This window comes from Cupriavidus sp. Met-2 (genome assembly GCF_049843575.1).
GTDB lineage: Bacteria > Pseudomonadota > Gammaproteobacteria > Burkholderiales > Burkholderiaceae > Cupriavidus > Cupriavidus metallidurans.
Genome location: NZ_JBBHZL010000009.1, coordinates 220007 through 242818 on the forward strand (window position 1 = coordinate 220007; position 22812 = coordinate 242818).

Annotated in this window: 18 protein-coding genes; 5 read left to right on the plus strand and 13 right to left on the minus strand. The window is 64.8% G+C overall.

The window, feature by feature from the left end; all coding sequences use genetic code 11:
* The 5 genes from WD006_RS19880 to WD006_RS19900 all read right to left on the minus strand — a co-directional run bounded on the left by WD006_RS19880 (nucleotide 1) and on the right by WD006_RS19900 (nucleotide 5224).
* A complete protein-coding gene (locus WD006_RS19880; RefSeq protein ID WP_011520031.1) occupies nucleotides 1–798 on the minus strand; it encodes an enoyl-CoA hydratase/isomerase family protein in 798 nt (265 codons plus the stop codon).
* Nucleotides 795–2321, minus strand: a complete 1527-nt coding sequence (locus tag WD006_RS19885; protein ID WP_008643148.1) for a tripartite tricarboxylate transporter permease — start codon at nucleotides 2319–2321, stop codon at nucleotides 795–797. The genes WD006_RS19880 and WD006_RS19885 overlap by 4 nt, the downstream gene beginning before the upstream one ends.
* An 11-nt stretch (nucleotides 2322–2332) precedes the next feature.
* Entirely contained in the window at nucleotides 2333–2836 is a 504-nt protein-coding gene (locus WD006_RS19890; protein WP_029308780.1) for a tripartite tricarboxylate transporter TctB family protein, read from the minus strand.
* Between the two features lie 78 nt (nucleotides 2837–2914).
* Nucleotides 2915–3916, minus strand: a complete 1002-nt coding sequence (locus tag WD006_RS19895) for a Bug family tripartite tricarboxylate transporter substrate binding protein (protein ID WP_008641542.1) — start codon at nucleotides 3914–3916, stop codon at nucleotides 2915–2917.
* Nucleotides 3917–4018: 102 nt separating this feature from the next.
* A complete protein-coding gene (locus tag WD006_RS19900) occupies nucleotides 4019–5224 on the minus strand; it encodes a pyridoxal-phosphate-dependent aminotransferase family protein (RefSeq protein WP_024570173.1) in 1206 nt (401 codons plus the stop codon).
* 250 nt (nucleotides 5225–5474) lie between these two features.
* On the opposite strand from WD006_RS19900, the gene WD006_RS19905 reads away from it, so the two are divergent.
* From WD006_RS19905 to WD006_RS19920, 4 genes are all read left to right on the plus strand, one after another.
* The gene (locus WD006_RS19905; RefSeq protein ID WP_011520034.1) at nucleotides 5475–6164 is read left to right on the plus strand and encodes a GntR family transcriptional regulator; all 690 of its coding nucleotides are present in this window, start codon (nucleotides 5475–5477) and stop codon (nucleotides 6162–6164) included.
* An 86-nt stretch (nucleotides 6165–6250) separates the two neighbouring features.
* Nucleotides 6251–9274, plus strand: coding sequence for an FAD-binding and (Fe-S)-binding domain-containing protein (locus tag WD006_RS19910; RefSeq protein WP_029308779.1), 3024 nt, complete (start codon nucleotides 6251–6253; stop codon nucleotides 9272–9274).
* A gap of 86 nt (nucleotides 9275–9360) precedes the next feature.
* Nucleotides 9361–10296, plus strand: coding sequence for an aromatic amino acid DMT transporter YddG (gene yddG, locus WD006_RS19915; protein WP_029308778.1), 936 nt, complete (start codon nucleotides 9361–9363; stop codon nucleotides 10294–10296).
* A 248-nt stretch (nucleotides 10297–10544) separates the two neighbouring features.
* Nucleotides 10545–10880 carry a hypothetical protein gene (locus WD006_RS19920; RefSeq protein ID WP_011520037.1) on the plus strand — a complete coding sequence of 112 codons (336 nt, stop codon included), beginning with the start codon at nucleotides 10545–10547 and terminating at the stop codon, nucleotides 10878–10880.
* A 119-nt stretch (nucleotides 10881–10999) separates the two neighbouring features.
* Here the strand turns inward: WD006_RS19920 and WD006_RS19925 are convergent, their stop codons facing one another.
* From WD006_RS19925 to WD006_RS19950, 6 genes are all read right to left on the minus strand, one after another.
* On the minus strand, nucleotides 11000–13438 hold the full coding sequence (locus tag WD006_RS19925; protein ID WP_029308777.1) for a penicillin acylase family protein: 2439 nt from the start codon (nucleotides 13436–13438) through the stop codon (nucleotides 11000–11002).
* Nucleotides 13439–13565: 127 nt separating this feature from the next.
* Nucleotides 13566–15167 carry a flavodoxin domain-containing protein gene (locus WD006_RS19930; RefSeq protein WP_029308776.1) on the minus strand — a complete coding sequence of 534 codons (1602 nt, stop codon included), beginning with the start codon at nucleotides 15165–15167 and terminating at the stop codon, nucleotides 13566–13568.
* On the minus strand, nucleotides 15164–16177 hold the full coding sequence (locus WD006_RS19935; RefSeq protein ID WP_029308775.1) for an FAD:protein FMN transferase: 1014 nt from the start codon (nucleotides 16175–16177) through the stop codon (nucleotides 15164–15166). The genes WD006_RS19930 and WD006_RS19935 overlap by 4 nt, the downstream gene beginning before the upstream one ends.
* Before the next feature lie 22 nt (nucleotides 16178–16199).
* Complete coding sequence (locus tag WD006_RS19940; protein ID WP_029308774.1) at nucleotides 16200–17033, minus strand: DUF4198 domain-containing protein; 834 nt, start codon at nucleotides 17031–17033, stop codon at nucleotides 16200–16202.
* 51 nt (nucleotides 17034–17084) lie between these two features.
* Complete coding sequence (locus tag WD006_RS19945; RefSeq protein WP_011520042.1) at nucleotides 17085–17606, minus strand: DUF2271 domain-containing protein; 522 nt, start codon at nucleotides 17604–17606, stop codon at nucleotides 17085–17087.
* 27 nt (nucleotides 17607–17633) lie between these two features.
* Nucleotides 17634–18305 (minus strand): PepSY-associated TM helix domain-containing protein, encoded by a 672-nt coding sequence (locus WD006_RS19950; RefSeq protein ID WP_029308773.1) that lies wholly within the window; start codon nucleotides 18303–18305, stop codon nucleotides 17634–17636.
* Between the two features lie 375 nt (nucleotides 18306–18680).
* Here WD006_RS19950 and WD006_RS19955 point away from each other — a divergent pair, with 375 nt between their 5' ends.
* A complete protein-coding gene (locus WD006_RS19955) occupies nucleotides 18681–20240 on the plus strand; it encodes a methyl-accepting chemotaxis protein (RefSeq protein ID WP_029308772.1) in 1560 nt (519 codons plus the stop codon).
* A gap of 188 nt (nucleotides 20241–20428) precedes the next feature.
* Here WD006_RS19955 and fliD read toward each other — a convergent pair whose 3' ends face one another.
* A complete protein-coding gene (gene fliD, locus WD006_RS19960; RefSeq protein WP_029308771.1) occupies nucleotides 20429–21892 on the minus strand; it encodes a flagellar filament capping protein FliD in 1464 nt (487 codons plus the stop codon).
* Between the two features lie 211 nt (nucleotides 21893–22103).
* Nucleotides 22104–22802: a TetR/AcrR family transcriptional regulator gene (locus WD006_RS19965; protein ID WP_011520047.1), complete on the minus strand. Its 699-nt coding sequence runs from the start codon at nucleotides 22800–22802 to the stop codon at nucleotides 22104–22106.
* Nucleotides 22803–22812 lie beyond the last annotated feature (10 nt).

The window sequence follows — 22812 nt, forward strand, 5'->3', positions numbered from 1 at the left end:
TTAGCGACCGCTGAACTTCGGCGTCTCCTTGGCCAGGAACGCGCGATAGCCAGTGCGGAAATCCTCGGTATCGAAACAGTCGAACGCAGCATCGAGATCGGCGGCCGATAGCGGCTTGCCTTCGGCCAGTTGCCGGGCGAAGCGCTTGTGCCAACGGGCCACCAGCGGCGCGCCGGAAGCGATCCGCTGCGCCGTGGCACGCGCCTCGTCGGCCACGCGGTCATCGGGCACCACGCGCGAGACCAGCCCCATCGCGTACGCCTCGGCCGCATCGACGATGCGCCCTTCGAACAGCAGTTCGAGCGTGCGCGACGTGCCGATCAGCCGCACCAGCGGCGCCATCTCAGCGTGCGCCATCACCAGCCCGAGATTCTTGATCGGCGCGCCGAAACGGCTGCTCTGGCCACAGATGCGGATATCGGCCATGGCTGCGACCTCGAGCCCGCCACCCACGCAGATGCCGTGGATCTGCGCCACTACCGGGTGCGGGCAGTCCTGCATCGCCTGCGCGGTGCCATGCATGACCGCGCCATAGGCCGTGGCCTGTTGCTTGTTGGAACGCGTAGTGGCGAATTCGCCGATATCGTTGCCCGGCGAAAACGCGCGGTCCCCCGCGCCACGCACGACGACGCAGCGCACCGTGTCATCGGCGGAAAGCTCGCGGAACGCCTCGCCAAGCTGCCGCCACATATCGAGCGTGAAGGCATTGAGCTTCGCGGGCCGGTTCAGGACGATGGTGGCGACGGCATCCTCGCGCGTCACCAGCAACGTCCCTTCCTGCTGAATGTCATCGCTCATTCGGACGCTCCCTGATGGGCCGACACGACCTTGCGGCGCCGGGTCTTCTCCAGCAGGCTGCCAAACATCGGCCAGACCAGGATCACCACCGCCAGCGCCATGATCGTGCCGACGAGCCCGTTGGACCAGAACACGTTGAGTTCGCCCTGCGACATCAGCATGGTCTGCCGGAATGCATCCTCGGCGCGATCGCCCAGTACCAATGCCAGCACCAGCGGCGCCAGCGGATACTCAAGCTTCTTGAGCACATACCCGATCACGCCGAAGATCAGCATGAGCCAGACGTCGAACATCGCGTTGTGCACTGTGAACGCGCCGATCGCGCAGACCACAAGGATCAGCGGCGCGATGATCGCAAACGGAATGCGCAGGATGGCGGCAAACAGCGGCACCGTGGAAAGCACCACGATCAGGCCCGCCAGATTGCCCAGGTACATACTCGCGATCAGCCCCCAGACGAAGGTCTTCTGCTCGGTGAACAGCAACGGCCCCGGCTGCAGCCCCCAGATCATCAGGCCACCCAGCAGCACCGCCGCCGTGGCTGACCCCGGAATGCCAAGCGCCAGCATTGGCAGCAACGCGCTGGTGCCGGCCGCGTGCGCGGCGCACTCCGGCGCGATCACGCCTTCGACGTTGCCGCGCCCGAACGTCTCACGCTTGCGTGAGAAACGCTTGGCCACGCCGTAGCCCATGAACGATGCGGCCGTCGCGCCGCCCGGCGTCACGCCAAGCCAGCAACCGATGATCGACGAACGGATCAGCGTCATCCAGTAACGCGGCAGTTCGGCCCAGGTCTTCAGCACCACCTTGAGGTCGATACTGGCCCGCTTGCCACGGAAGGCTACGCCCTCCTCCATCGTCATCAGGATTTCGCTGATGCCGAACAGGCCGATAACAGCCACCAGGAAGTCGAACCCGCGCAGCAGTTCGGTGGAGCCGAACGTCATGCGCAGCGTGCCGGAAACCGTATCCATGCCGACCGCCGCCAGCGCGAACCCGATGCACATCGCGATCACGATTTTGGCCTTGGCTTCCTTGCCCATGCCGACGAAGCTGCAGAACGTCAGAAAGTAAACCGCGAAGAATTCCGGCGGCCCGAAGCGCAACGCGAACTTCGCCACCAGCGGCGCCAGGAACGTGATCAGCAGCACACCGGCCAGCGCGCCGAGAAACGACCCAGTGAAGGCCGACGTCAGCGCGCGTCCCGCCTCACCCTGCTGCGCAAGCGGGTAGCCGTCGAACGTGGTGGCCACGGACCACGCCTCGCCGGGAATATTGAACAGGATCGACGTGATCGCGCCACCGAACAGCGCGCCCCAGTAGATGCACGACAGCATGATGATGGCCGACGTCGGCTCCATCGAAAACGTCAGCGGCAGCAGGATCGCCACGCCGTTGGGGCCACCCAGACCGGGCAGCACGCCCACGACGATGCCGAGCAGGATGCCCACCAGCATCAGTCCGACGTTGTGCCATGACATCGCCACGGCAAAGCCGCCCATCAACGCATTGAGTTCTTCCATGCCGGTCCCCTTCAGAATCCGAGGGCCGCTTCGAGCGGTCCCTTGGGCAACGGCACGCGGAACTGCATCTCGAAGATCCAGAACAGCACCAGATTGATGGCCACGCCAGTCAGCACCGCGCGCCACCATGCGAACTTGCCGATCACGAGCATGAAACCCGCAATGAAGATCGCCGATGCCACGTAGATGCCCAGGAAGGCGATCAGCGCGACGTAGACCGTCAGCGGCACCAGGATCACCGCCACCTGCCGCAATTGCGGCCACGTGACGAACACCTTGTTTTTCTCGCCATGCCACGCCTGCCACAGCACCACCATGCACGCGATGAAGATGATCGCGCCAATCCGCATCGGAAAATAGCCGGCCTGCGGGCCGTCCGGCTCCCACCCCGCGCCAACCTGGTAGTTGCTGACCATCACCACCACCGCGCCGATGGCGATCAGCAGCGCGGTGGCGATTTCCGCCGCACGCACCGTGATCGCCGCCGGCGCGGTGTCATGTAATTGTTCGCTCATGAATGTGTCCCCCCGGATCGTTGCCCCCCATCCCATTCATGGGAGAGGGGGCAAGCCATCAGCACTCGCTCTGCGGTCTTACTTCGCCGCCAGGAAACCCGCTTCCTTGATGATGTCCTTGTGGCGCGTTTCATCGGCCGTCAGGAACTCGGTCAACTTCTGGCCCGTGAGGAAATCGTTCTTGAGCGCGTTCTTCTCCAGATACTCCTTCCACTCCGGCGTGGCCACCACCTTCTGCATCAGATCCACGTAGTACTTCTGCTGATCTGGCGTGACACCGCCGGGCAGCATGAACACACGCAGCATCTGGTATTGCACGTCCAGCCCCTGCTCCTTGCAGGTGGGGATGTCACCCCAGCTTTGCGTGCCGGTAATCTTGTTCGTGTACTGCATGCGATCTGGCGCAAACACGCACAGCGCGCGATGCTCGCCGGCGCGCCACTGACCAATCGATTCGGAGGGGTTGTTGACGTTGGAGTCGATATGCTTGCCCGAGAGCTGCGTCGCCGCTTCGCCACCGCCCTTGTACGGGATGTAGATGAAGCGCACGCCGGCCTTGCGCTCGACCTGCGCGGTGATGATCTGGTCCTCGCGCTTGGAGCTGGTGCCGCCCATCTTGAGCTTGCCCGGCTGCTTCTTCGCCTCGGCAATGTAGTCTGCCGGCGTCTTGTACGGCGCCTCGGCGTTGGTCCAGAGCACGAACTCGTCCATCGCCACCATGGCCACCGGCGTCAGGTCGCGCCAGTTGAAGGGCAACTGGCTGATCATCGGCACCGTGTAGAGCGCGGACGAGGTCACCAGCAGCTTGTGCGCGTCACCTTTCGACGCTTTGGTGTCCATCAGCCCTTCGGCCCCGCTGGCGCCAGCCTTGTTCACGACGATCATCGGCTGGTTCATCAGCTTGTGCTTGGCGATGATGCCCTGGATGGAACGCGCCATCTGATCCGATGCCCCGCCCGCGCTGAACGGCACGACAACCTCGACCGGTTTGGTAGGCTCCCACGCGAACGCGGGGCTGGCCCACGCAACACCTAGCAACGAAGCGCACGCGAGCGCGCGTGCGGCATAACGCAACGTCATGGTCTGTCTCCTTTGGGTGGCGGCCGTGCGCTCTGTGGTGCATCGGCCTTGTAGTCGGGAGCGCCTCTGCTGGACGCTCTCTTCTTGCTGCTGCTTGAAACCTCAGGCCGCGCGCAGCGACGGCTGCGATGCTGCGGCGCGCAGGCTGTCCATGGCGGCCAGTACACCGCCTGCATGGTGCGGCACGCCCGCCAGTGCGAAGCCCATCTCCACGCCGGCCAGCGTGCCCATCAGCGTCAGGTCATTGAAATCGCCCAGATGCCCGATGCGGAAGACCTTGCCGGACAGCTTCGACAAGCCCTGCCCGAGCGACATGTTGAAGTGCTCGAGCACGATCTTGCGGAACGTGTCGGCGCTATGGCCTTCCGGCATCACCACGGCAGTCAGCGCCGGGCTGTACTCGGACGGGTTCTGGCACAGGATCTCGAGCCCCCATGCGTTGACGCAGGCGCGCGTGGCCTCGGCATGGCGGCGATGGCGCGCGAACACGTTCTGCAGGCCCTCTTCGAGCAGCATGTCGCACGCTTCCGACAGGCCATAGAGCAGGTTCGTGGCCGGCGTATAGGGCCAGAATCCGTTCTTGTTGGCTTCGATGATTTCATCCCAGCCCCAGAACGCCCTGGGCAACCTGGCCTTGGCCGATGCGGCGATCGCTTTCGCGCTGACGGCGTTGAACGAGATGCCGGGCGGCAACATCAACCCCTTCTGCGAGCCCGACACCGTTACATCGACACCCCATTCGTCATGGCGATAGTCAACCGAACCGAGCGAGGAAATCGTATCGACCAGCAGTAGCGCGGGGTGGCCAGCCGCGTCGATCGCGCGGCGCACCGCGGCGATGTCGGACGTCACGCCGGTCGAGGTTTCATTGTGGACCACGCAGACGGCCTTGATCTCGTGGTTGCGGTCCTCGGCCAGGCGCGCGCCGATTGCAGCGGCATCCACGCCATGACGCCAGTCGCCCACGATGAACTCGGCGTTCACGCCGAGCTTGTCGGCCATCTTCTTCCAGAGCGACGCGAAATGGCCGGTCTCATACATCAGCACCTTGTCGCCGGGGGACAGCGTATTGACCAGCGCGGCCTCCCACGCCCCCGTCCCCGACGCCGGATAGATCACCACGGGCTGGGTCGTTTGGAAGATCTTGCGGATATCGGCCAGCACCTTCTTGCCCAGTTGCTGGAATTCGGGGCCCCGGTGATCAATCGTCGGGTAATCCATCGCGCGCAGCACGCGGTCGGGCACGTTGGTGGGTCCGGGGATCTGCAGGAAATGCCGGCCACTGGGATGTGAGTTCAATCGGAGCATGTCGCCTCGTATCCTTATATTTGAATTTTGTATTCAAAAAACAGAGATGCACTGCGCGTCCGTCATGCGGGATAATGTTGGCGGACGCAAGTGCCTGCCTCTCCGCAATAAATCCTTATAAATCAATGGCTATCTGGATTTCATTGCACCGACTGCGTTGTTTCTGGCGCAACCTGATGCGCCAAATTGCAGTTCGAGCTTGCCCAAGATTAGGTTTTGAATACAATACTGTCAAGCCACACGATCCCTGATGAGCACAAACCCGACCACCCCTTCGCAAGCCGTCGACCGCCAGATCCTGCATGTGGCGGTGGCTCAGCGCCTGCGCACGATGATCATGGAGGGCGACCTCGCACCGGGCACGCGGCTCAACGAGCGCGTGCTGTGCGACTTGCTCCAGGTTTCGCGCACGCCGCTGCGTGAAGCCTTCAAGGTCCTGGCCGGTGACGGGCTGGTGACGCTGCTGCCGAACCGGGGCGCCGAGGTGGTAGTGCTGTCGCAGGAGGCGATCAACCACCTGTTCGAGATGATGGGCGCGCTCGAGGCGATGTCCGGCGAGCTGGCCTGCCAGCGCATCACCGATGCCGAGCTGAACGAGATTCGCGCGCTCCACTACGAAATGCTCGCTTGCCACGCGCGGCGGGACCTGCCCAATTACTACGCGCTGAACCGCCGCATCCATGACGCGATCAATGCGGCGGCGCGCAATCCGATCCTCGAGGAGACCTATCGACGCATCAACCTGCGCATTCAGGCGCTGCGCTTCCGCTCGAACTTCGATCAGGACAAATGGGACATGGCCGTGCGCGAGCACGGCGAGATGCTCGATGCCTTGTCGAAGCGCGATGGGGCCGCGCTGCGTGACATCCTGCGCGCGCACCTGCAGCACAAGCACGACGCGCTGATCGCCGAACTAGAACGCGCGCAGGACGCCGCCTGACCTGACGCGACACGCGCACCCGGTGCGCGTCATCGCATGGCCATGACGGCGTCTCCCAGCGCACGCAACCGGAGACATAGAAGTCCATGGCCTTGCCAACCACCCCCACGCCACCCGGCGTGCAACCGCTGCGCTTCATGCCCGGCGCGGCGGCACCCGCCCTGCAATCGCCGCTGTACCGGCGCCTGGCCGCCGAACTGCGCGGCGAAGTGTTGTTCGATAACGCCAGCCGTGGCCGCTATGCCACCGATGCGTCGATCTACCAGGTCATGCCGATCGGCGTGGTGGTACCGCGCGACGAAGCCGATGCGCGGCTGGCGCTGGACATCGCCCGGGACTTCAAGGCGCCGCTGCTGCCGCGCGGCGGCGGCACCAGCCAGTGCGGGCAGACCGTGGGCGAGGCGCTGGTCATCGACAACAGCAAGTACCTGAACCAGATCATCGACTTCGATCCGGTGGCGCGCACGGTGACCGTGCAACCCGGTATCGTGCTCGACCATCTGAACGCATGGCTCAAGCCCCACGGCCTCTGGTTCCCGGTCGACGTATCGACCGCCGCGCAATGCACGATTGGCGGCATGACCGGCAACAATTCGTGCGGATCGCGCTCGATCCAGTACGGCAACATGGTGCACAACGTGCTCGGCGTCCAGGCCATCCTGGCCAGCGGCGAGGACGTGCGCTTCGATTCCAACTGGCCGGCCGAGTCGGCGCCACACCGGGCCATTGCCGACGGCGTGCGCCGCATCGCCATGCGCGAGCGCGACGCCATCGCGCAGATGTATCCGACCGTGTTGCGCCGCGTGGGCGGCTACAACCTCGATATCTTCGCGCCGCACAGCGAGCGGCCCTATACCGCCGACGGCAGCGTCAATCTGGCGCATCTGCTCGTGGGATCGGAAGGCACCCTCGCCTATTTCCGCCACATCACGCTGCAACTCGCGCCACTGCCCAAGCACAAGACCCTGGGTGTGGTGAATTTCCCGACGTTCTATCAGTCGATGGATCTCACGCGCCATATCGTGGCGCTGAAGCCGGCGGCCGTGGAACTGGTCGATCGCACCATGATCGACCTGGCCCGCAACAACCCCGCATTCCGCCCCGTGATCGACCGCGCGCTGGTGGGCGAGCCGGAAGCGATACTGCTGGTTGAGTTCGCCGGCGAGGATCGCGCGGCCACGCTGCAGGGACTGGCCCGACTGGTCGAGCTGATGGCCGATCTTGGCCTGCCGGGCTCGGTGGTGGAAATGCCGGAGCCTGGTCCGCAGAAGGCGCTGTGGGAAGTGCGCAAGGCCGGCCTCAACATCATGATGAGCATGAAGGGCGACGGCAAGCCGGTATCGTTCATCGAAGACTGCGCCGTGCCGCTCGAGCATCTGGCCGCGTACACGTCCCGGCTGACAGAGGTGTTTCACAAGCACGGCACGCGCGGCACCTGGTACGCCCATGCCAGCGTCGGCACACTGCACGTGCGGCCAATCCTCGACATGCGGCGCGACGGCGCGGCCAAGATGCGCGCCATCGCCGAGGAAGCCGCCGCGATGGTGCGCGAGTACAAGGGCGCGTACTCGGGCGAGCACGGCGACGGCATCTGCCGCGGCGAATGGGTGGCCTGGCAGTTCGGCCCATCGCTGGCGCGCGCGTTCGAGGAGGTCAAGGCACTGTTCGACCCCGAGAACCGCTGCAATCCTGGCAAGATCGTGCGCACGCCAAAGATGGATGACACATCGCTGTTCCGTTTCCCACCGAGCTACTCGGTCAAGCCGATGCGGCCAGCGCTCGACTGGTCGGCATGGAACGTCACGCGGGACCCGGTCACCGAGGCCGAGAGCGCGCCGGGCACCGGCACCGATCCGGCAAACGGGCTGGCTGCAGCGGTGGAGATGTGCAACAACAACGGCCATTGCCGCAAGTTCGACGCCGGCACCATGTGCCCGAGTTACCGCGTCACACGTGACGAGCAGCACCTGACGCGTGGCCGCGCCAACACGTTGCGGCTCGCCCTGTCCGGTCAGCTTGGCACCGAGGGACTGCTCGACGTCGCGGTCAGGGACACGATGGACCTGTGTGTCTCCTGCAAGGGATGCAAGCGCGACTGCCCGACCGGCATCGACATGGCGAAGATGAAGATCGAGGTGCGCGCCGCCAACGCCAGCGCGGGCCGGCTGCGCGCGCGTGACAGGCTCGTGGCCTTCCTGCCGCGCTACGCGGGCACCGCCAGCCGGCTGCGCTGGTTGTTCAACCTGCGCGACCGCGTGCCCGGCCTGCCGCAACTGACTGAACGCCTGCTCGGCCTGTCGGCCAGACGCTCGCTGCCCCGCTGGCAATCGGCGTTCCTGCGCGATGACTACGTGTCCCGGCCCGTCGGCGGCAAGGAAGTCGTGCTGTTCGTCGATACGTTCAACAATCACATGGAACCGGAGAACGCGCGCGCGGCGCAACGCGTGCTCGAAGCGGCCGGATACACCGTGCATCTGTCCGGGGTTCCGGGCGAGCGGCCTTTGTGCTGCGGCCGCACGTTCCTGGCGGCCGGGCTGGTCGATGAAGCCAGGGCCGAAGCCCGGCGCGCGCTCGATACGCTATTGCCGTTCGTCTCGCGCGGCGTGGCCGTGGTGGGCCTGGAACCGTCCTGCCTGCTCTCCATGCGCGATGAATTCCTGCAGTACGGCTATGGCGACGCGGCGCGGCTGCTGGCGAACAATGCGTTCCTGTTCGAGGAGTTCCTGGTGCGCGAACATGCGGCCGGTCGATTTGCTCCCACGCTGAAGCCTATCGGCAGCACCGAGGCCCTGCTACATGGACACTGCCACCAGAAGGCGTTCGATGCCGTGCGGCCGGTGGAGCAGGTACTCGGCTGGATTCCGGAACTCAAGACCTCGCTGATCGAATCGTCATGCTGCGGCATGGCGGGCAACTTCGGATACGAGGCCGAGCACCACGAGGTGTCGATGAAGATGGGGGAGCTTGCATTGCTGCCGGCGGTGCGCGGCGCCGATGCGCGGACGCTGGTGGTCGCCGATGGCACAAGCTGCCGCCATCAGATCCATGACGGCGCCGACAGGCAGGCGCTGCACGTGGCACGGGTGCTGGAGATGGCACTTGGGGCGTGAACCCCGGTTGCGTGGCCCGATCGATAAGGCGGACATGACGCAGTAGAATCGCGTCTCTCCCGTCCACATCGATCGTTCCACGCAACATGGCAGTCACGCGAAGCAGCAAACAGGCAACCCTGATCGGGCTTGTCGCGGTCCTTTTCTGGAGCGCGATCGTCGGCCTGATCCGCGGCGTCAGTCAGAGCTTCGGCGCGACCGGTGGGGCGGCCCTGATCTACACGGTCGCATCGGCGCTGCTCTGGTTGACGGTCGGCCCGCCCCGGACGCGGGCGCTGCCTCGAATCTATCTGCTCTGGGGAAGCGTGCTGTTCGTTTCCTACGAGCTGTGCCTGTCGCTGTCCATTGGCTATGCCAATACCGGCAGGCAGGCCATCGAAGTCGGCATGGTCAACTATCTCTGGCCGTCCTTCACGATGCTGGCCGCCATCCTGTTCAATCGTCAGCGCGCCAACTGGCTGATCCTGCCAGGCTTTCTGGTGGCCCTGCTGGGTATTGCATCGGTGCTCGGTGGCGATCAGGGCCTGGACCTGCCGAGCATGGCCGCCAATATTCAGGACAACCCCCTCAGCTACGGCCTGGCCTTTGCCGGCGCAATGATCTGGGCGGGCTACTGCACGGTGACGAGCCGGTACGCACAGGGCAAGAACGCGGTCACGCTGTTCTTCATGCTGACGGCGCTCGCACTGTGGGGGAAGTATCTGTTCACGGACGGTGAAACGATGGTCCTCAGCATGACGGGCGCGATCTACCTGCTGCTGGCCGCCTGCGCCATGGGCTTCGGCTATGCCGCGTGGAACGTCGGCATCCTCCACGGCAATATGACAGTGCTGGCTGGCGCGTCGTACTTCATCCCGGTGTTGTCGGCCGCATTGGCCGCCACGCTGCTGCACGCACCGCTGTCGTTCGCATTCTGGAAAGGCGCCGCGATGGTATGCGCGGGATCCATCCTTTGCTGGATCGCAACACGTGGCAAGGGCGAGCGCGCAGCAATTTCGTCGGGTTCGGACAACCCGACTTAGAGGCGCGTATCCGGCAAGGCAGACGCATCACATGCGGGACTCCCGACAATCGGCAGGAGGTAGCGCCGCGTGCACGCGCACATGCGCCATGCACGACCGATGGATCACCCTGCGGGATATTTCACCCGGGTCGCGAGTGCGGCTTTTCCGGATGCCTGGCAATCCTGACTAGACTGGAACTGGAGCGGATAACACTCCACTACCTGCAACCTGAACACATCCGCAAGGATGTTCAAGAAGGGGGCACCATGCTACAAGCCAGTGAAATCCAGACACGTTTTTCGCATCTGCAGCGCACGGTCAGCGAGACATCGAAGACCATCCACGCCGATTCGGCGATTCCCAAGGACTTGATGAGCTGCATGGACGAGCTCGACAAGGAATGCAAGTCCGCGAAGAAGATCATGTCGTCCCGCAACGAGGGCCGCATCCGTCAGTGCGTCGATGATCTCGAACGGATGGGCGATCGCGCTGAACGCGTTTGCCACGATACCGACGGCCTCCACCATCGGGTCATGGATGCAGTCAGCGCCATGCACCTCGAGCTTGCCGACCTGAAGCGCGACATGCACGAAATGCACTGAGCCGCGAACGGCCGGGGCCTGGCCTGATCAGGTAAGGCTCCGCAAAGAGAAAAGGGCCGAGCCCTGCAATGCAGGACTCGGCCCCAGTCAGGCCACCCGGCAGGCCGTGCCACGATCCATCACTGCGGCACCAGTTCCAGCCTCTCCTTGCTTTCCTTCTCCACCGCCTTGCGCGAGTACAGCAGCGGGAAATACTCGCCCTTCGCCCACAGCGGCGCCAGATCGCGATAGTGCGGATTGGCCGGGTTGCCCGACTGGCCCGGTGTGTTCACCACGCGCGACGCATCCCAGTTGCCGACATCGACCACCATGCGGAACGACGCGCCTGCAGTGAGCTGGAAGTCGTTATTGCGATAGCTCGTATTCATCGGCGTGAACGATGACCCGCCGATCGGCCCCGCATTCACGTCGAACTGCTGGCGCTGCTGCGCGTCGAGGATCGCATGCAGCGGATGCTCGAACACCGCCGTGTGAAGCTTGCCCCATTGCCAGGTCTTCGGGTCAGGGCCCAGCCTCTTCTCGACTTCGACCATGGCCGACTTCAGCGAGGCCAGCATGACGTCGTTGCGCTTCTCGACGCTCATCCAGCTGTCAGGCCGCTCCAGCACGGCGATCACGCGGCTCGGATCGCCCGCGCCAATCAGCCGCGCAGCCTCCGGCGCGAGCGCGGCCCGCACCACCGCAGTACGCAGATGCTTGCTGAACCAGACCTCGAACAGCGCGGCGGGCGCGCTGTCGGCACGCTCGTTGCCATCCCAGCCGCGCAGCAGATCCAGCCCGCGCTGAATCTGCGCATCGCTGCTGGCGAGCGGCTTGAGCAACGTCACCATCCGCTGCGCGGGCAATGACACCGTGTCGTTCTGCCATGCCATCGAGTCCTCCACCGAACTGCGCGGATTGGCCGACACCAGCGCCCTGAGCCGACGTGCGCGCGAGCTTTCGGCCCATTCGTAGCCGACGCCGAGCTTGGCTGCCGGGTGATTGGGCGGGATCGTGTTCTCGTTGGCAGTGACCACGAATCCCGGCGCCGGATTAAACGCCCACGGCAGTTCGTCCATGTTGCGATAGCCGGCCCATTCGTAGCGTCCGTCCCCGGGCACCGGCATCAGGCCATCCCAGTTCGGCCGATTGACGGTCAATCCGCCCGGGAGCCAGCCGATGTTGCCGAAGCGGTCCGCATAGACCTGATTCTCGCCAGGAGCGCCCCAGCGGTTCATCGCCGCGCGGAACTGATCCCAGTTCTGGGCGCGCATGTAGTCCATCGACCCGAAGTACGGTGCCATGCCGAGGTCGAGCCACGCCGCGCGCAGCGCCCAGGCGCGGTTGTTCTTCGAGTCGGCATAGAGCACCGGGCCGTGGCGCGTGAAGTCGATCGTGACCTTGCGTGGCGTCGCCTCGCCACGCACTGCGATCTGCTCGGTCACCGTCTCCATCGGCTCCCAGCGGCCCTTGTACTTGTATTCGTGCGGCTGGGCGGGATCGGTCTCATAGGCATAGAGGTCTTCCTGGTCCATGTAGAACCGCGTCAGGCCGAAAGCAATCGTGCCGTTGTGACCGATGGAAATACCGGGCAGGAACGGCTCGCCTGCGCCGATTACCGACAAGCCCGGCGCATTCAGGTGGGAGATATAGCGCAGGCTCGGCGCACCGTGCGCGCGATGCGGATCGTTGGCCAGGATCGGTCGCCCCGTGGCGGTGCGGCTGCCCGCGATCACCCAGTTGTTCGACCCCAGGCTGCGTGCGGTATCGCTCGACGCATCGACCGTCGCATAAAGCTGGTCCACCGGGATGTTCTCGGCACGCGTGCCCGATTGCCACACGTCCTTCGGGAAGCGCGGCGCGGCCGTGGCAAGTTCGTACGCCTTGCGCAACTCGGCAGCGGGGACCGTGCACGGGTCGAGCCCGTCTGGCACCTTCGGCTCGATCTGCGGATCGAGTTCTCGGCGAACCCAGTCCGCCCGTACCGCGTTCGGCTTCGCGTAGCAGAAGATCTGCGCCCGGTCGATCTCGCCAGTGAGGTTCAACGTCAGCCCGTGATGACGGATACGCACGATATCCTCGGCACGCCAGCGCGACGGCTTGTAGTTGATCAGCTTGAACTCGGGAGGCAGCAGTTCCGGATGGACCTCGGTCTGCGCGATGTACGCATTGACGCCCGCCACGAAGGCCTCGGCCACACGCTTGGCATCCGATCCGTAGGCCAGCCATTCGCGGTACATATCGCCACGGAACAACACGGCGCGCGCCATGCGATCGCCTTCCACATAGGCCGGACCGAAGTCTTTCGCCATTTCGCCCAGCCCACGCTTGCGCCACAGATCGATCTGGAACAGCCGGTCCCGAGCGGCCACGAAGCCCTGCACGAAAAACGCGTCATAGAGCGTGTTGGCGTAGATATGCGGCACGCCCCAGCGGTCGATCAATACCGTTGCAGGCTTTTCCAGTCCGGGGACGGCGAACTTGTCCGGGCCGGCCGCCAGCGCGGGGGCGGTGGATGCGGCGGCAAGCCATGCCGCGGCGACGGCGGCGCGCCGCAGGGAACGGGTCGGGCGAAACATCGGATCTCCTCGTCGGATGCAGACCTGCGAGGATAGCGGAATGTGACGCTGTCGGCGACGCTGCGCCGCCGCAAATCATGCCGTCCGCGATGGCTTCCACGGCGTCAACGACGTAACATCGACGACATCAGTACACGTCGCGGCGATAACTGCCTGCTTCGGTCAGTCGCTGTAGTGTGGACTCACCGAGGATGCGCAGGAGCGCGTCCTGCACGCCAGCGGCCATGCCCTGCAGGCTGCCGCAAACGTAGATCGACGCACCCTGCTCCACCCACGCAGCGATCGTCGCAGCCTGCGCGGACACGGCGTCTTGGACGTAGCGCGGCATCGCGCCATCACGCGACCATGCATGGTCGACCCGCTGCAGCACGCCCTGCGATAACCACGCCTGGAATTCCTCTGCGTGGAAGTTATCGTGCGCAGCGGAGCGCTCGCCGAACAGCAGCCAGTTGCGGTGATGGCCCGCCTCCGCGCGCGCCTTGATCACGGCACGCAGGCCCGCAAGGCCAGTACCGTTGCCGATCAGGATCAGCGGCCGCCCGTCTTCGGGCGGATGGAAGCTGCGATTGGTGCGGACGCGCAGCGCGATCGACGCGCCCTCGCGCGCGAATTCTGTCAGCCAGCCAGAGGCGAGACCAAGCCGCCCATCGGCATGACGGGTCTGACGTACCAGCAATTCCAGCCGGCCATCGGCGGGCAGCGATGCGATCGAGTACTCGCGGTGCGGCAGCGCGGGCAACGCGTCGACCAGTCGCTGGGGCGTGAATCCGGTCAATATATCCAGCTGGCTATCCGGCAGCAGCAGCCGCGTGGCAAACGCCTCGGACAAGGTCATCGGACGACTGTCGCAACGGACCGACGCGGTTCCGTCGAGCGACAGGCGAGCCAGCAACCGGTCTACGACGTCAGGCGGCTGGCATGGACCAATCTCGGCAATATCGCCGGCGCGCCATGCCAGTTGCGACGCGTCCTCGGGCTCGAGCGCCAGATGAAAGGCAGCCTCGCCCTGGCTGCCCGGATTGAGCAGCCTGCGCTCCACCAGCCGCCAGCGGCCATAGCGCGGGCGTTCCCAGTCCGCGATTTCCGCACCGCCGCTCAACGCGGACAAGTGGTTCTGCCAGTGGCGCAACGCGCCGGGGTCGCCGTTGTCGACCTCGACCCTATCGAACAATGGCTGTGCATGATGGCTCTCCAGCCACCCCGACAGCGCGCGACCGAACGCGCAGAAGTGCGCGTAGCTGCTATCGCCCAGCGCAAGGACGCCATAGCGCAACTGGCGCAGCGCATCGGGCGTGGTGCCGGCCAGCAAGCGGCGCGCGAACCCCGACGCCATGTCGGGCGCATCGCCCTCACCCGTGGTGCTGACCAGGAACAGGGCCTGATCGCACGCAGCCAGACGCGCACCATCGAGTTCGGCAAAGGACACGAGTTGCACCGGGCGACCCGCGCCTTGCAATGCGCGGGCCGTTTGCACGGCGAGCTGTTCGGCAAAGCCGGTCTGGCTTGCGTAGGCGACGAGCGTCGGACGCGCGTCTTCGCTCGCGTCATCACTTGCGACATTGGCAAGTGCGGCACGGGCGGCACGGTGGCGGCGATGCCCGTCGAGCACGCCCCAGCAGAAGCCAACGTACGCGATGACCACGCCGGCTGCCATGGCATCGCGACCGTGCGCGAGCACGGACAGCGCCACACCGGTGACAAGCATTGCCCACGGTAAGAAACGCATCATGTTTGCATCGCGGCGAACGCCGGGGTGACCCGCTCATCGAAGCCGTGCGGCGTGCGCACCAGGAAGCGGGCGGCCAGGCCCTGGCGCGTGGCGAAAGTGATGCCGGCTTCTGGCCCGAGCACGGTCAGTGCGGTGGACAACGCGTCTGCCATCATGCATTCGCGATGAAGCACTGTGACAGACGCCAACGCATGCGCGGCCGGGTAGCCGGTGCGTGGATCGATCGTATGCGCGTACCGCCGCCCATCGTGTTCGAAGTAGCGGCGGTAGTCGCCCGACGTGGCGATCGACAGGCCGAGCAACGCCACCAGCGTACGTCTGATCCCGCCCGCAGCAGTGGCAGATGCCGAGGGGGACTCCAGTTCGATCCACCACGGCATCCCATCGGGCTTCAGCCCCTGGCCGCGCAACTCGCCGCCGATCTCGACCAGATGATGCGGCACGCCCTGGGCCAGGAGATAGCGCGATACCGCATCGACGGCAAACCCCTTCGCGATCGCGCAGAAATCGAGTGACAGTCCGCCCGGCTGGCGCGCGCGACGCGCCGATGGGTCGATCTCGATCCGTTGCCAGCCGCAATGCTGGCGCGCCCGTGCCACGTCATCGGCCGTAGGAGCGGTGTGCCGTTTGCCAGCCGGGCCGAAGCCCCAGAGATCGACGAGCGGGCCGGCACTGGGATCGTAGGCGCCACCGCTGTCGCGCGCGGTGTCCAGCGCCGCCTGCAGGACCGTGAAGCAATCCTCGGGCAGCGTGACCCAAGCACTGGCGTCGGCCCGATTGAGACGGCTCAGGTCCGATATCTCGGACCAGTTGCTCATCTGCGCGATAACCTCGTCGAGCACCGCGCGGATGCCTGCCTCCAGGCCGCCGCCGTCCTGCCCGCGCGCCAGCACGGCGCGGACAGCCCAGGTCGTCCCCATCGTCTCGCCCGTCCATTGCGCGATCGAGCCTTGCGGCTCGCGAACGGGCGGGGGCAGGTCCAGCGTGGCGGGGATAAGAACGCGATTCATCGGCGATTTCGTAGCGGCCGTCTTACTGCGGCAGCACTTCCACCGTCACCGCGTAGGTAACGCGGCGAGCCGTGGCGGGCTTGACCGATGTCTTCTGGTCGCGCAGTTCGGCTTCCATCCAGTACATGCCGGCAGCTGGCCACTTCACCGAGAACTTGCCGTCGGCGTCGGTGGTCGTGTCGAACTCGTTGAGACGATCGCGATAACGAACGCCGCCCGGCACCACGGAAACCGTCTGGTTGGCGGCCGGCTTGCCGTCGAGCAGAAGGCGGAAGCTGGCCGTCTCGCCTGCGGCGAGGTCGTTCGGATGGGTGATCGGCGCAAGCTCCAGGCCGCGTCCGGTGGTCGTCAATGCCTGCTTCGACGGCTTGCCGCTGGTGACATACGATTCCACGCGGCTGGCCATCTCGGTCACTTGCAGTTCCTGCGCATTGGCGGGGACGTTCGCGGCCAGGGCATCGGCGGCACCGCGCCAGCGCTTGGTCTGTCCGTTCTCCTTCCAGCTCGCGAACAGGCCCTGGTTGACCACGGCAATACGGTACGTGCCCTGCTGCGCCAGCGGCACGTCGAACGTGCTGCGGTACTTGCCAGTCGACGCATTCTCGGGCTTCACCGCCGCGCCATCGGGGCCGGTGACCACGAGGTTGTCCAGACGCATCGGCATGTGTTCGAAGTAGAACAGGTCGTTGGACACCGCGGCGTCCACGGTCACCCACTGGCTGCCGCCGGACAGCACGGTGGTGGACGGCAGCAACCACTGGCGGTGGGCATGAGCGGCCAACGGCGCCAGCGCAGCAAGCGCGAGGACTGCTACGCGGGTGGAAAGTCGGGTGGAGAAGCGGGCAGGCTTGTTCATCGTCAGGCTCCGGTCAGATCAGTTCAATGCGTTTGCGGTGATTGGCGCGGCTCACGGCTTCAGGTCGACAGATACGCCGCCGAGCTCATGCTCGCCCTTGGCGCCCGCGCTTTGCGCGGCCTTGGGCGGCCATGCGAACGGCACACGCACGAGTTCGCGTCCGCCCACTTCGCGCGCGGCTTCCACCACGAGCTGGTAATCGCCGGCAGGCAGCTTGCCCAGCGGCGCCTTGCCATCGCTGAACGTCAGCGCGTGCTCGCCGGGAGCGCGCGTGGCACCCGATACGCCATCGGCCGGAAGCTGCATGTCGCGGCCGGTCTTGCGCCACCACTGGCGCATGTCCTTGAGCCACTTCGTGCCCTGGCTTTCCTTGTTCTTCGCGTCGTACCAGACCGCCAGCGTCGTCACCGGGCTCTGGTCGGCACGCTCGATCCACATGGATACGTAGGGGCGGTGGTACTCGGCCACGTTCAGGCGGGGAATCTCCACCTTGACGTTCATGTCGGCGGCCATGGCGGGTGCCAGCGGCGCTGCGGCAAGGCCGGTTACGGTGACGGTCAGGAGTCGGCGCATGTCGAAACTACCTTTCTCGGTTGCGAATCAGTGAATGAACAGGATGGCCAGCAGCAGCGGCACAACGAGGCCCGCGCCCACCAGCGGCCACGTGGCCATGCGGCCCCCGGCATGAAGCTTGAGCAGGAACAGCCCGGTGACGCTGAAAATCAGGCAGGCCAGGGCGAATATGTCGATGAACCAGCTCCAGGCATGGCCCGTGTTGCGGCCCTTGTGCAGGTCGTTGAAGTAGGAAATCCAGCCCCGCGATGTCACTTCGTACTGGACCTCGCCGTCTTCGAGCGCAACGCTGAGCCAGGCATCGCCGCCGGGGCGTGGCAGGCCAACGTAGATCTCGTCGGCGGACCATTCGGCCTCGCGTCCTGCGGCGTCGATATCCATCGTCTTTGACAGCCAGTCAGCCAGCACGCGCGGCACCGGTCCCTTCTGGTCTTTCTGGTCCTTCTGGTTTCCCGCCGATGCGTTCGCGGGCGCGGCGCGCTTCAGCGCATCCAGCAGTTCGCGCGGCGCAGTCTCGTGGCGCGTGACGAGCGAAGGCGAGGCCTCGATCTGCCCCGCGTGATTGAGCGTGAATCCCGTGACGGCGAACATCAGCATCCCGATCAGGCAGATCGCGGAACTGATCCAGTGCCACTGGTGAAGATGCTTGAGCCAGAAGGCGCGGCGCTGCTGGCTGGAAGCTGGCGTGGATTCGGTCATCGGGGATGTTCTGGGCAAGCGTGCATGGCTGGCGGAGAGGCTGCCGCATCGGCGGCATGGCGAGGACACCACACTCGCGCGGGAAAAACGAAAGAGATGGTAATAGTTCTCATTTAAAAGAACAACCATCTGAAAGGCTTCGGATCGGGCTCGTTGATTACGGTTCGTTACGCGTCACTCTCAAAACCCCTAACAACGTGCTGCACAGCAAAACATAAAGCGGCGCGTGCGCCACTATTTCCTATCAGTGGTATTTCCCGATCAAGTTTGACGATGACGCCGCCGTTATGGCCGGTCAGAGAGGACGCGCGAATACAAACCATACAAAGGCATGAAAGCGCCCCAATCAACAACCGATGCGAACGGAGGATAAGGATGTTGCATAACCTGAGCCTGAGAAAGAAGCTCATGCTGCCGCTGGTGCTGAGCTGGACCTGCCTGCTGGCCATTACGCTGTGGAATGCATGGCAAATGCGAGACCTGCGTCTGCGGGATCGAGAACTGACGCTGCAACAGGTCACTGACACCGCCAACTCGGTCGTGGCCGAGTACGAAGCCATGGCGCGCGCAGGCAAGTTGAGCGCCGAGGAAGCCCAGAAGCAGGCGCTCGACCGCGTGCGCGTGATGCGTTTTGGCGGCGATGGCTACTTCACCGTGATGAGGTCCGACGCTGTCGTTCTGATGCACGCGATCAAGCCCGAACTCGATGGCAAGAACATGTCGGAGATGAAGGACCCTAACGGCGTCTATCTGTTCCGCGATATCGCGCAGATCGGCAAGACCGCCGGCAAGGGCTTCCTTGAATACGCCTGGCCCAAGCCAGGGGCCGAGGCGCCGCAGCCCAAACTGAGCTATGTGCTGAACTTCAAGCCGTGGGACTGGAACTTCATCGCCGGTTTCTACATGGATGACATCCAGGCCGAGTTCCGCGCGTCGCTCTGGAAAGCGCTCGGCTGGCTGCTGGGCGTGGGCGCGCTGATGACCGTGGTGATGGTGCGCGTTTCCGCCAGTCTGCAGAAGCAGCTTGGCGGCGAACCATCGCTGACCTCGGAGATCGCCGCGCGCATCGCCGAAGGCGATCTTGCTTCGCACGTGAACGTGGCGCCGAACGATCGGGAAAGCGTGCTGTTCAACATGCAGCAGATGCAGGGGCGGCTGACGGGTGCCATCGGCCAGATTCGCGGTTCGGCGGATGCGATCGCAGGCGCCGCCAAGCAGATTGCGGCCGGCAATGTCGACTTGTCACGCCGCAGCGAGGAACAGGCAGCGTCGCTCGAACAGACCGCGGCCAGCATGGAAGAGCTGACCGGCACGGTTCGCCAGAGTGCTGACAACGCCCGCCAGGCGGCGCGGCTGGCCGAAGGCGCTTCGGAGATCGCTGTACGCGGCGGAGCGATCGTGCACCAGGTGGTGGACACGATGGGCGAGATCAAGGCGGCGTCCAGCAAGGTGGTGGACATCATCGGCGTCATCGAGGGCATCGCATTCCAGACCAACATCCTGGCGCTGAATGCGGCGGTGGAAGCCGCGCGCGCCGGCGAGCAGGGACGCGGCTTTGCGGTGGTGGCCGGCGAGGTGCGCAGCCTGGCCCAGCGTAGCGCCACGGCGGCCAAGGAGATCAAGGGATTGATCGACAACTCGGCACAGCGTGTCGAGGATGGCTCAGTGCTGGTCGAAGACGCAGGCAAGGCGATGGGAGAAATCGTCGAGGCCGTGAAGCGCGTGACCGACCTGATGGGCGAAATGCGCGCGGCCACCGAGGAACAGACCGGCGGGATCGAGCAGGTCAACCAGGCAGTCTCTCAGATGGACCAGATGGCGCAGCAGAATGCGGCGCTGGTGGAAGAAGCAACCGCCGCCGCCGCCTCGCTCGAGGATCAGGCCGATGCACTGCACCGCGCCGTCGGCCAGTTCAGACTGGCGGGTGCGATTTAGGAAGTGCCTTTGGGGGAGCACGCCGCACGCGATTCAGATGCGGGCGGTTCGCTCCTCTCTCCAGCCTCGCGGGAGAAGGGAACACCGATGGGACATGCTGACGACTCATCCCCCGCCCGCTTCCTCGCAACAAAAAACGCCGCCCACGAGGGCGGCGTTCTTGCATCGATTGACGACTCGCTGACAGGTTACTTGCTGTTCGTGTTGTTCATCGCCGAGAACTGCTGGGTCAGGTAGTCCTTGGTGCGGTTCATCTGCGAGACAGCCAGATCCAGCGCCTGGAACTGCTTCTGGACGCGCTTGATATTGGCATCGATGTGCTCCGACATCGAGTCATAGCGCTTGCCGAGATCCTTCACGCTCCGTTCGATACCCTTGGTCGCGGAGGTCAGCGGGCCGTTGGTACCCGTCATGGTATCCACCGCTTCAGACAAGCGGCGCGCGATCCCACCCTTCGTGCCGTCGCCGCTGAACAGCGCGGTCACGTCAGCCAGGTTTCCGGCCAACGCGGCATCCAGCTTCTTGGTGTCGACCGACATCGTGCCGTCCTTCTGCAACGTCACGCCAAGCTGGGCCAGCGTTGTCGCGGCGCCGTCGCGCATCCCGGCTTCGGGGGTGTTGAGTACCGAGCGCAGCGTCGACTGGATACCGCGCAGCACGCCGTCGCCGGTCAGAGCCGCCTTGGTACCGCTCTTCACGTCGAAGGCTGTCAGCTGCTTGGTGGCCGACTGGAGGTTGTTGTAGGCCGTGGCCAGCCCCTGCACCGCGGCCTTGATGCTGTCGAGATCCTGCGTCAGCGTCATCGACGTGGTGCCCGTCTTCTTGAGCGTCATCGTGACGCCCTGCGCGGCATCGGTCACCACATTGCTGGCGCTGGTGATGGCGATATCGTTGATGGTCAGTTGCGCATTCGTGGCACGCACCACTTCCTTCATGCCGCCGGGTTGCGGGCCGGCCACCGGATCGTATCCGGCAAGCGCCTGCAGTTCCGGTGAGGAACCGGTGATGCGCATGCTCATCGCCTCGCCGGTCTTCTCCGAATTGAGCACCAGACGATAAGGCGTGCCGCTGCCGTCGTTGATGATGCTGGCCTTGACGCCCATATTGGCCTTGTTGATCGCATCACGAATCCCTTGCAGCGTCTGGTTGCTGCTGTCGATCGTCACGGTCTTGGCGGAGTCGGCGGTCGGCGTGAACGTCGGGTTCACGTATGTGCCGTACGTCGGCGATGCCGGGTCGGCGTCGTATCCGCCCGTCACGCCGAACTCGAAAGTCAGCGTGCCAGTGCCGATGACCGCATCCTGCTTGAGCTGGCCAGCGCCCGCCAGAGATTGGGCCTGCGCCAGGCTCTTGACGTTTACGTTGTAGTTGCCGGCAATCGCATTGACGCCAGTGGCGACGGTCATCACATCGCTGTTACTGACTTGCGCCTTGACGGCGCCGAACGTGTCGAGCTTGGCAAGGGAGTTGGCGGAAGCCTGAAAGGCCGACAACATGCTCTTGATCGTGCCATATCCGGATAGCTTGGCCTGGTAGGCCGTATTCTGGGTCTCCAGCGCTTTCAGCGGCAGGCGTTCCGCCGTCGCCAGCTGATCGAGGAGCGTGCCCAGTTGCATGTTGGAGCCAATGCCGAGGAAATCGAGTGCAGCCATTTTCTTCAGGTCCTTCGCCGTGCGTAACTTCGATGTAATTCACCCAGACAGGCAAATGAATGTCTTTACATCCAAGGTTTACGGCGCTCGAAAGTGGCTCTTTAGCGTTTTTCGTACAAAGTTGATACAAAGCCGATACACAAAGAGCGGCAAGACGCCGTATGTGAGCGTTTGCTCACGCTCTATGGCTTGATAGGGAGGGGGAACGTCTTCAGACGTCGTCTGTGTGCTGAAGCGCAGCCAGACAGAAGGTGGCGACGGTGTCCGCCATCTGCTCGACGGCCCCGGGGGCCGCCGAAATGGCCCGGAAGCGGTCGTGCGTGGCCGTCAGGGTGGCCAGACCATGCGCGGCCGTCCAGACACAAAACGCCAGTTGTTCATGTGTCAGCGCGCCGGGTTCACGTCCGCCCAGACACGCAACGACGGTTTCTCGCACCCGATCGAACGAACCGGACGAGGCTTCCTGCAGTTCGGGGTATTCGTCACGGCGTTCTATCGCCGGGCCGAACATCAAGTGAAAGCGCGCCGGGTACATGTGCGCGAATTCGGCGTAACCGACCAGCAGCGCGCGCAGCTTGTTGGCCGGGGTATCGCGCGGAATCAGGCGCGCGCGGTTGCCCTGGAAGGCGCCCAGTTCCCGGAACGCCTGCGCGGCGATGGCCGCAAGCAGGCCGTTGCGGTCCTGGAAATGGTGTGCCGGCGCGCCCGGCGACACGCCGGCCAGCTTGGCGGCTTCGCGCATGCTCATCGCCGCGATGCCTTGCGTATCGAGCAAGTGGAGTCCCCACGCAATCAGCGAGGCGCGCAGGTCGCCGTGATGCCATTGTCCGGCGGGCTTGGTCGTGCCACCCGCCACCTTGCGCGTACCACCCTTGCGCCCGCCGTTCTGTTTCGTGCCGCCTTCGTTCATCCCTCTCGCT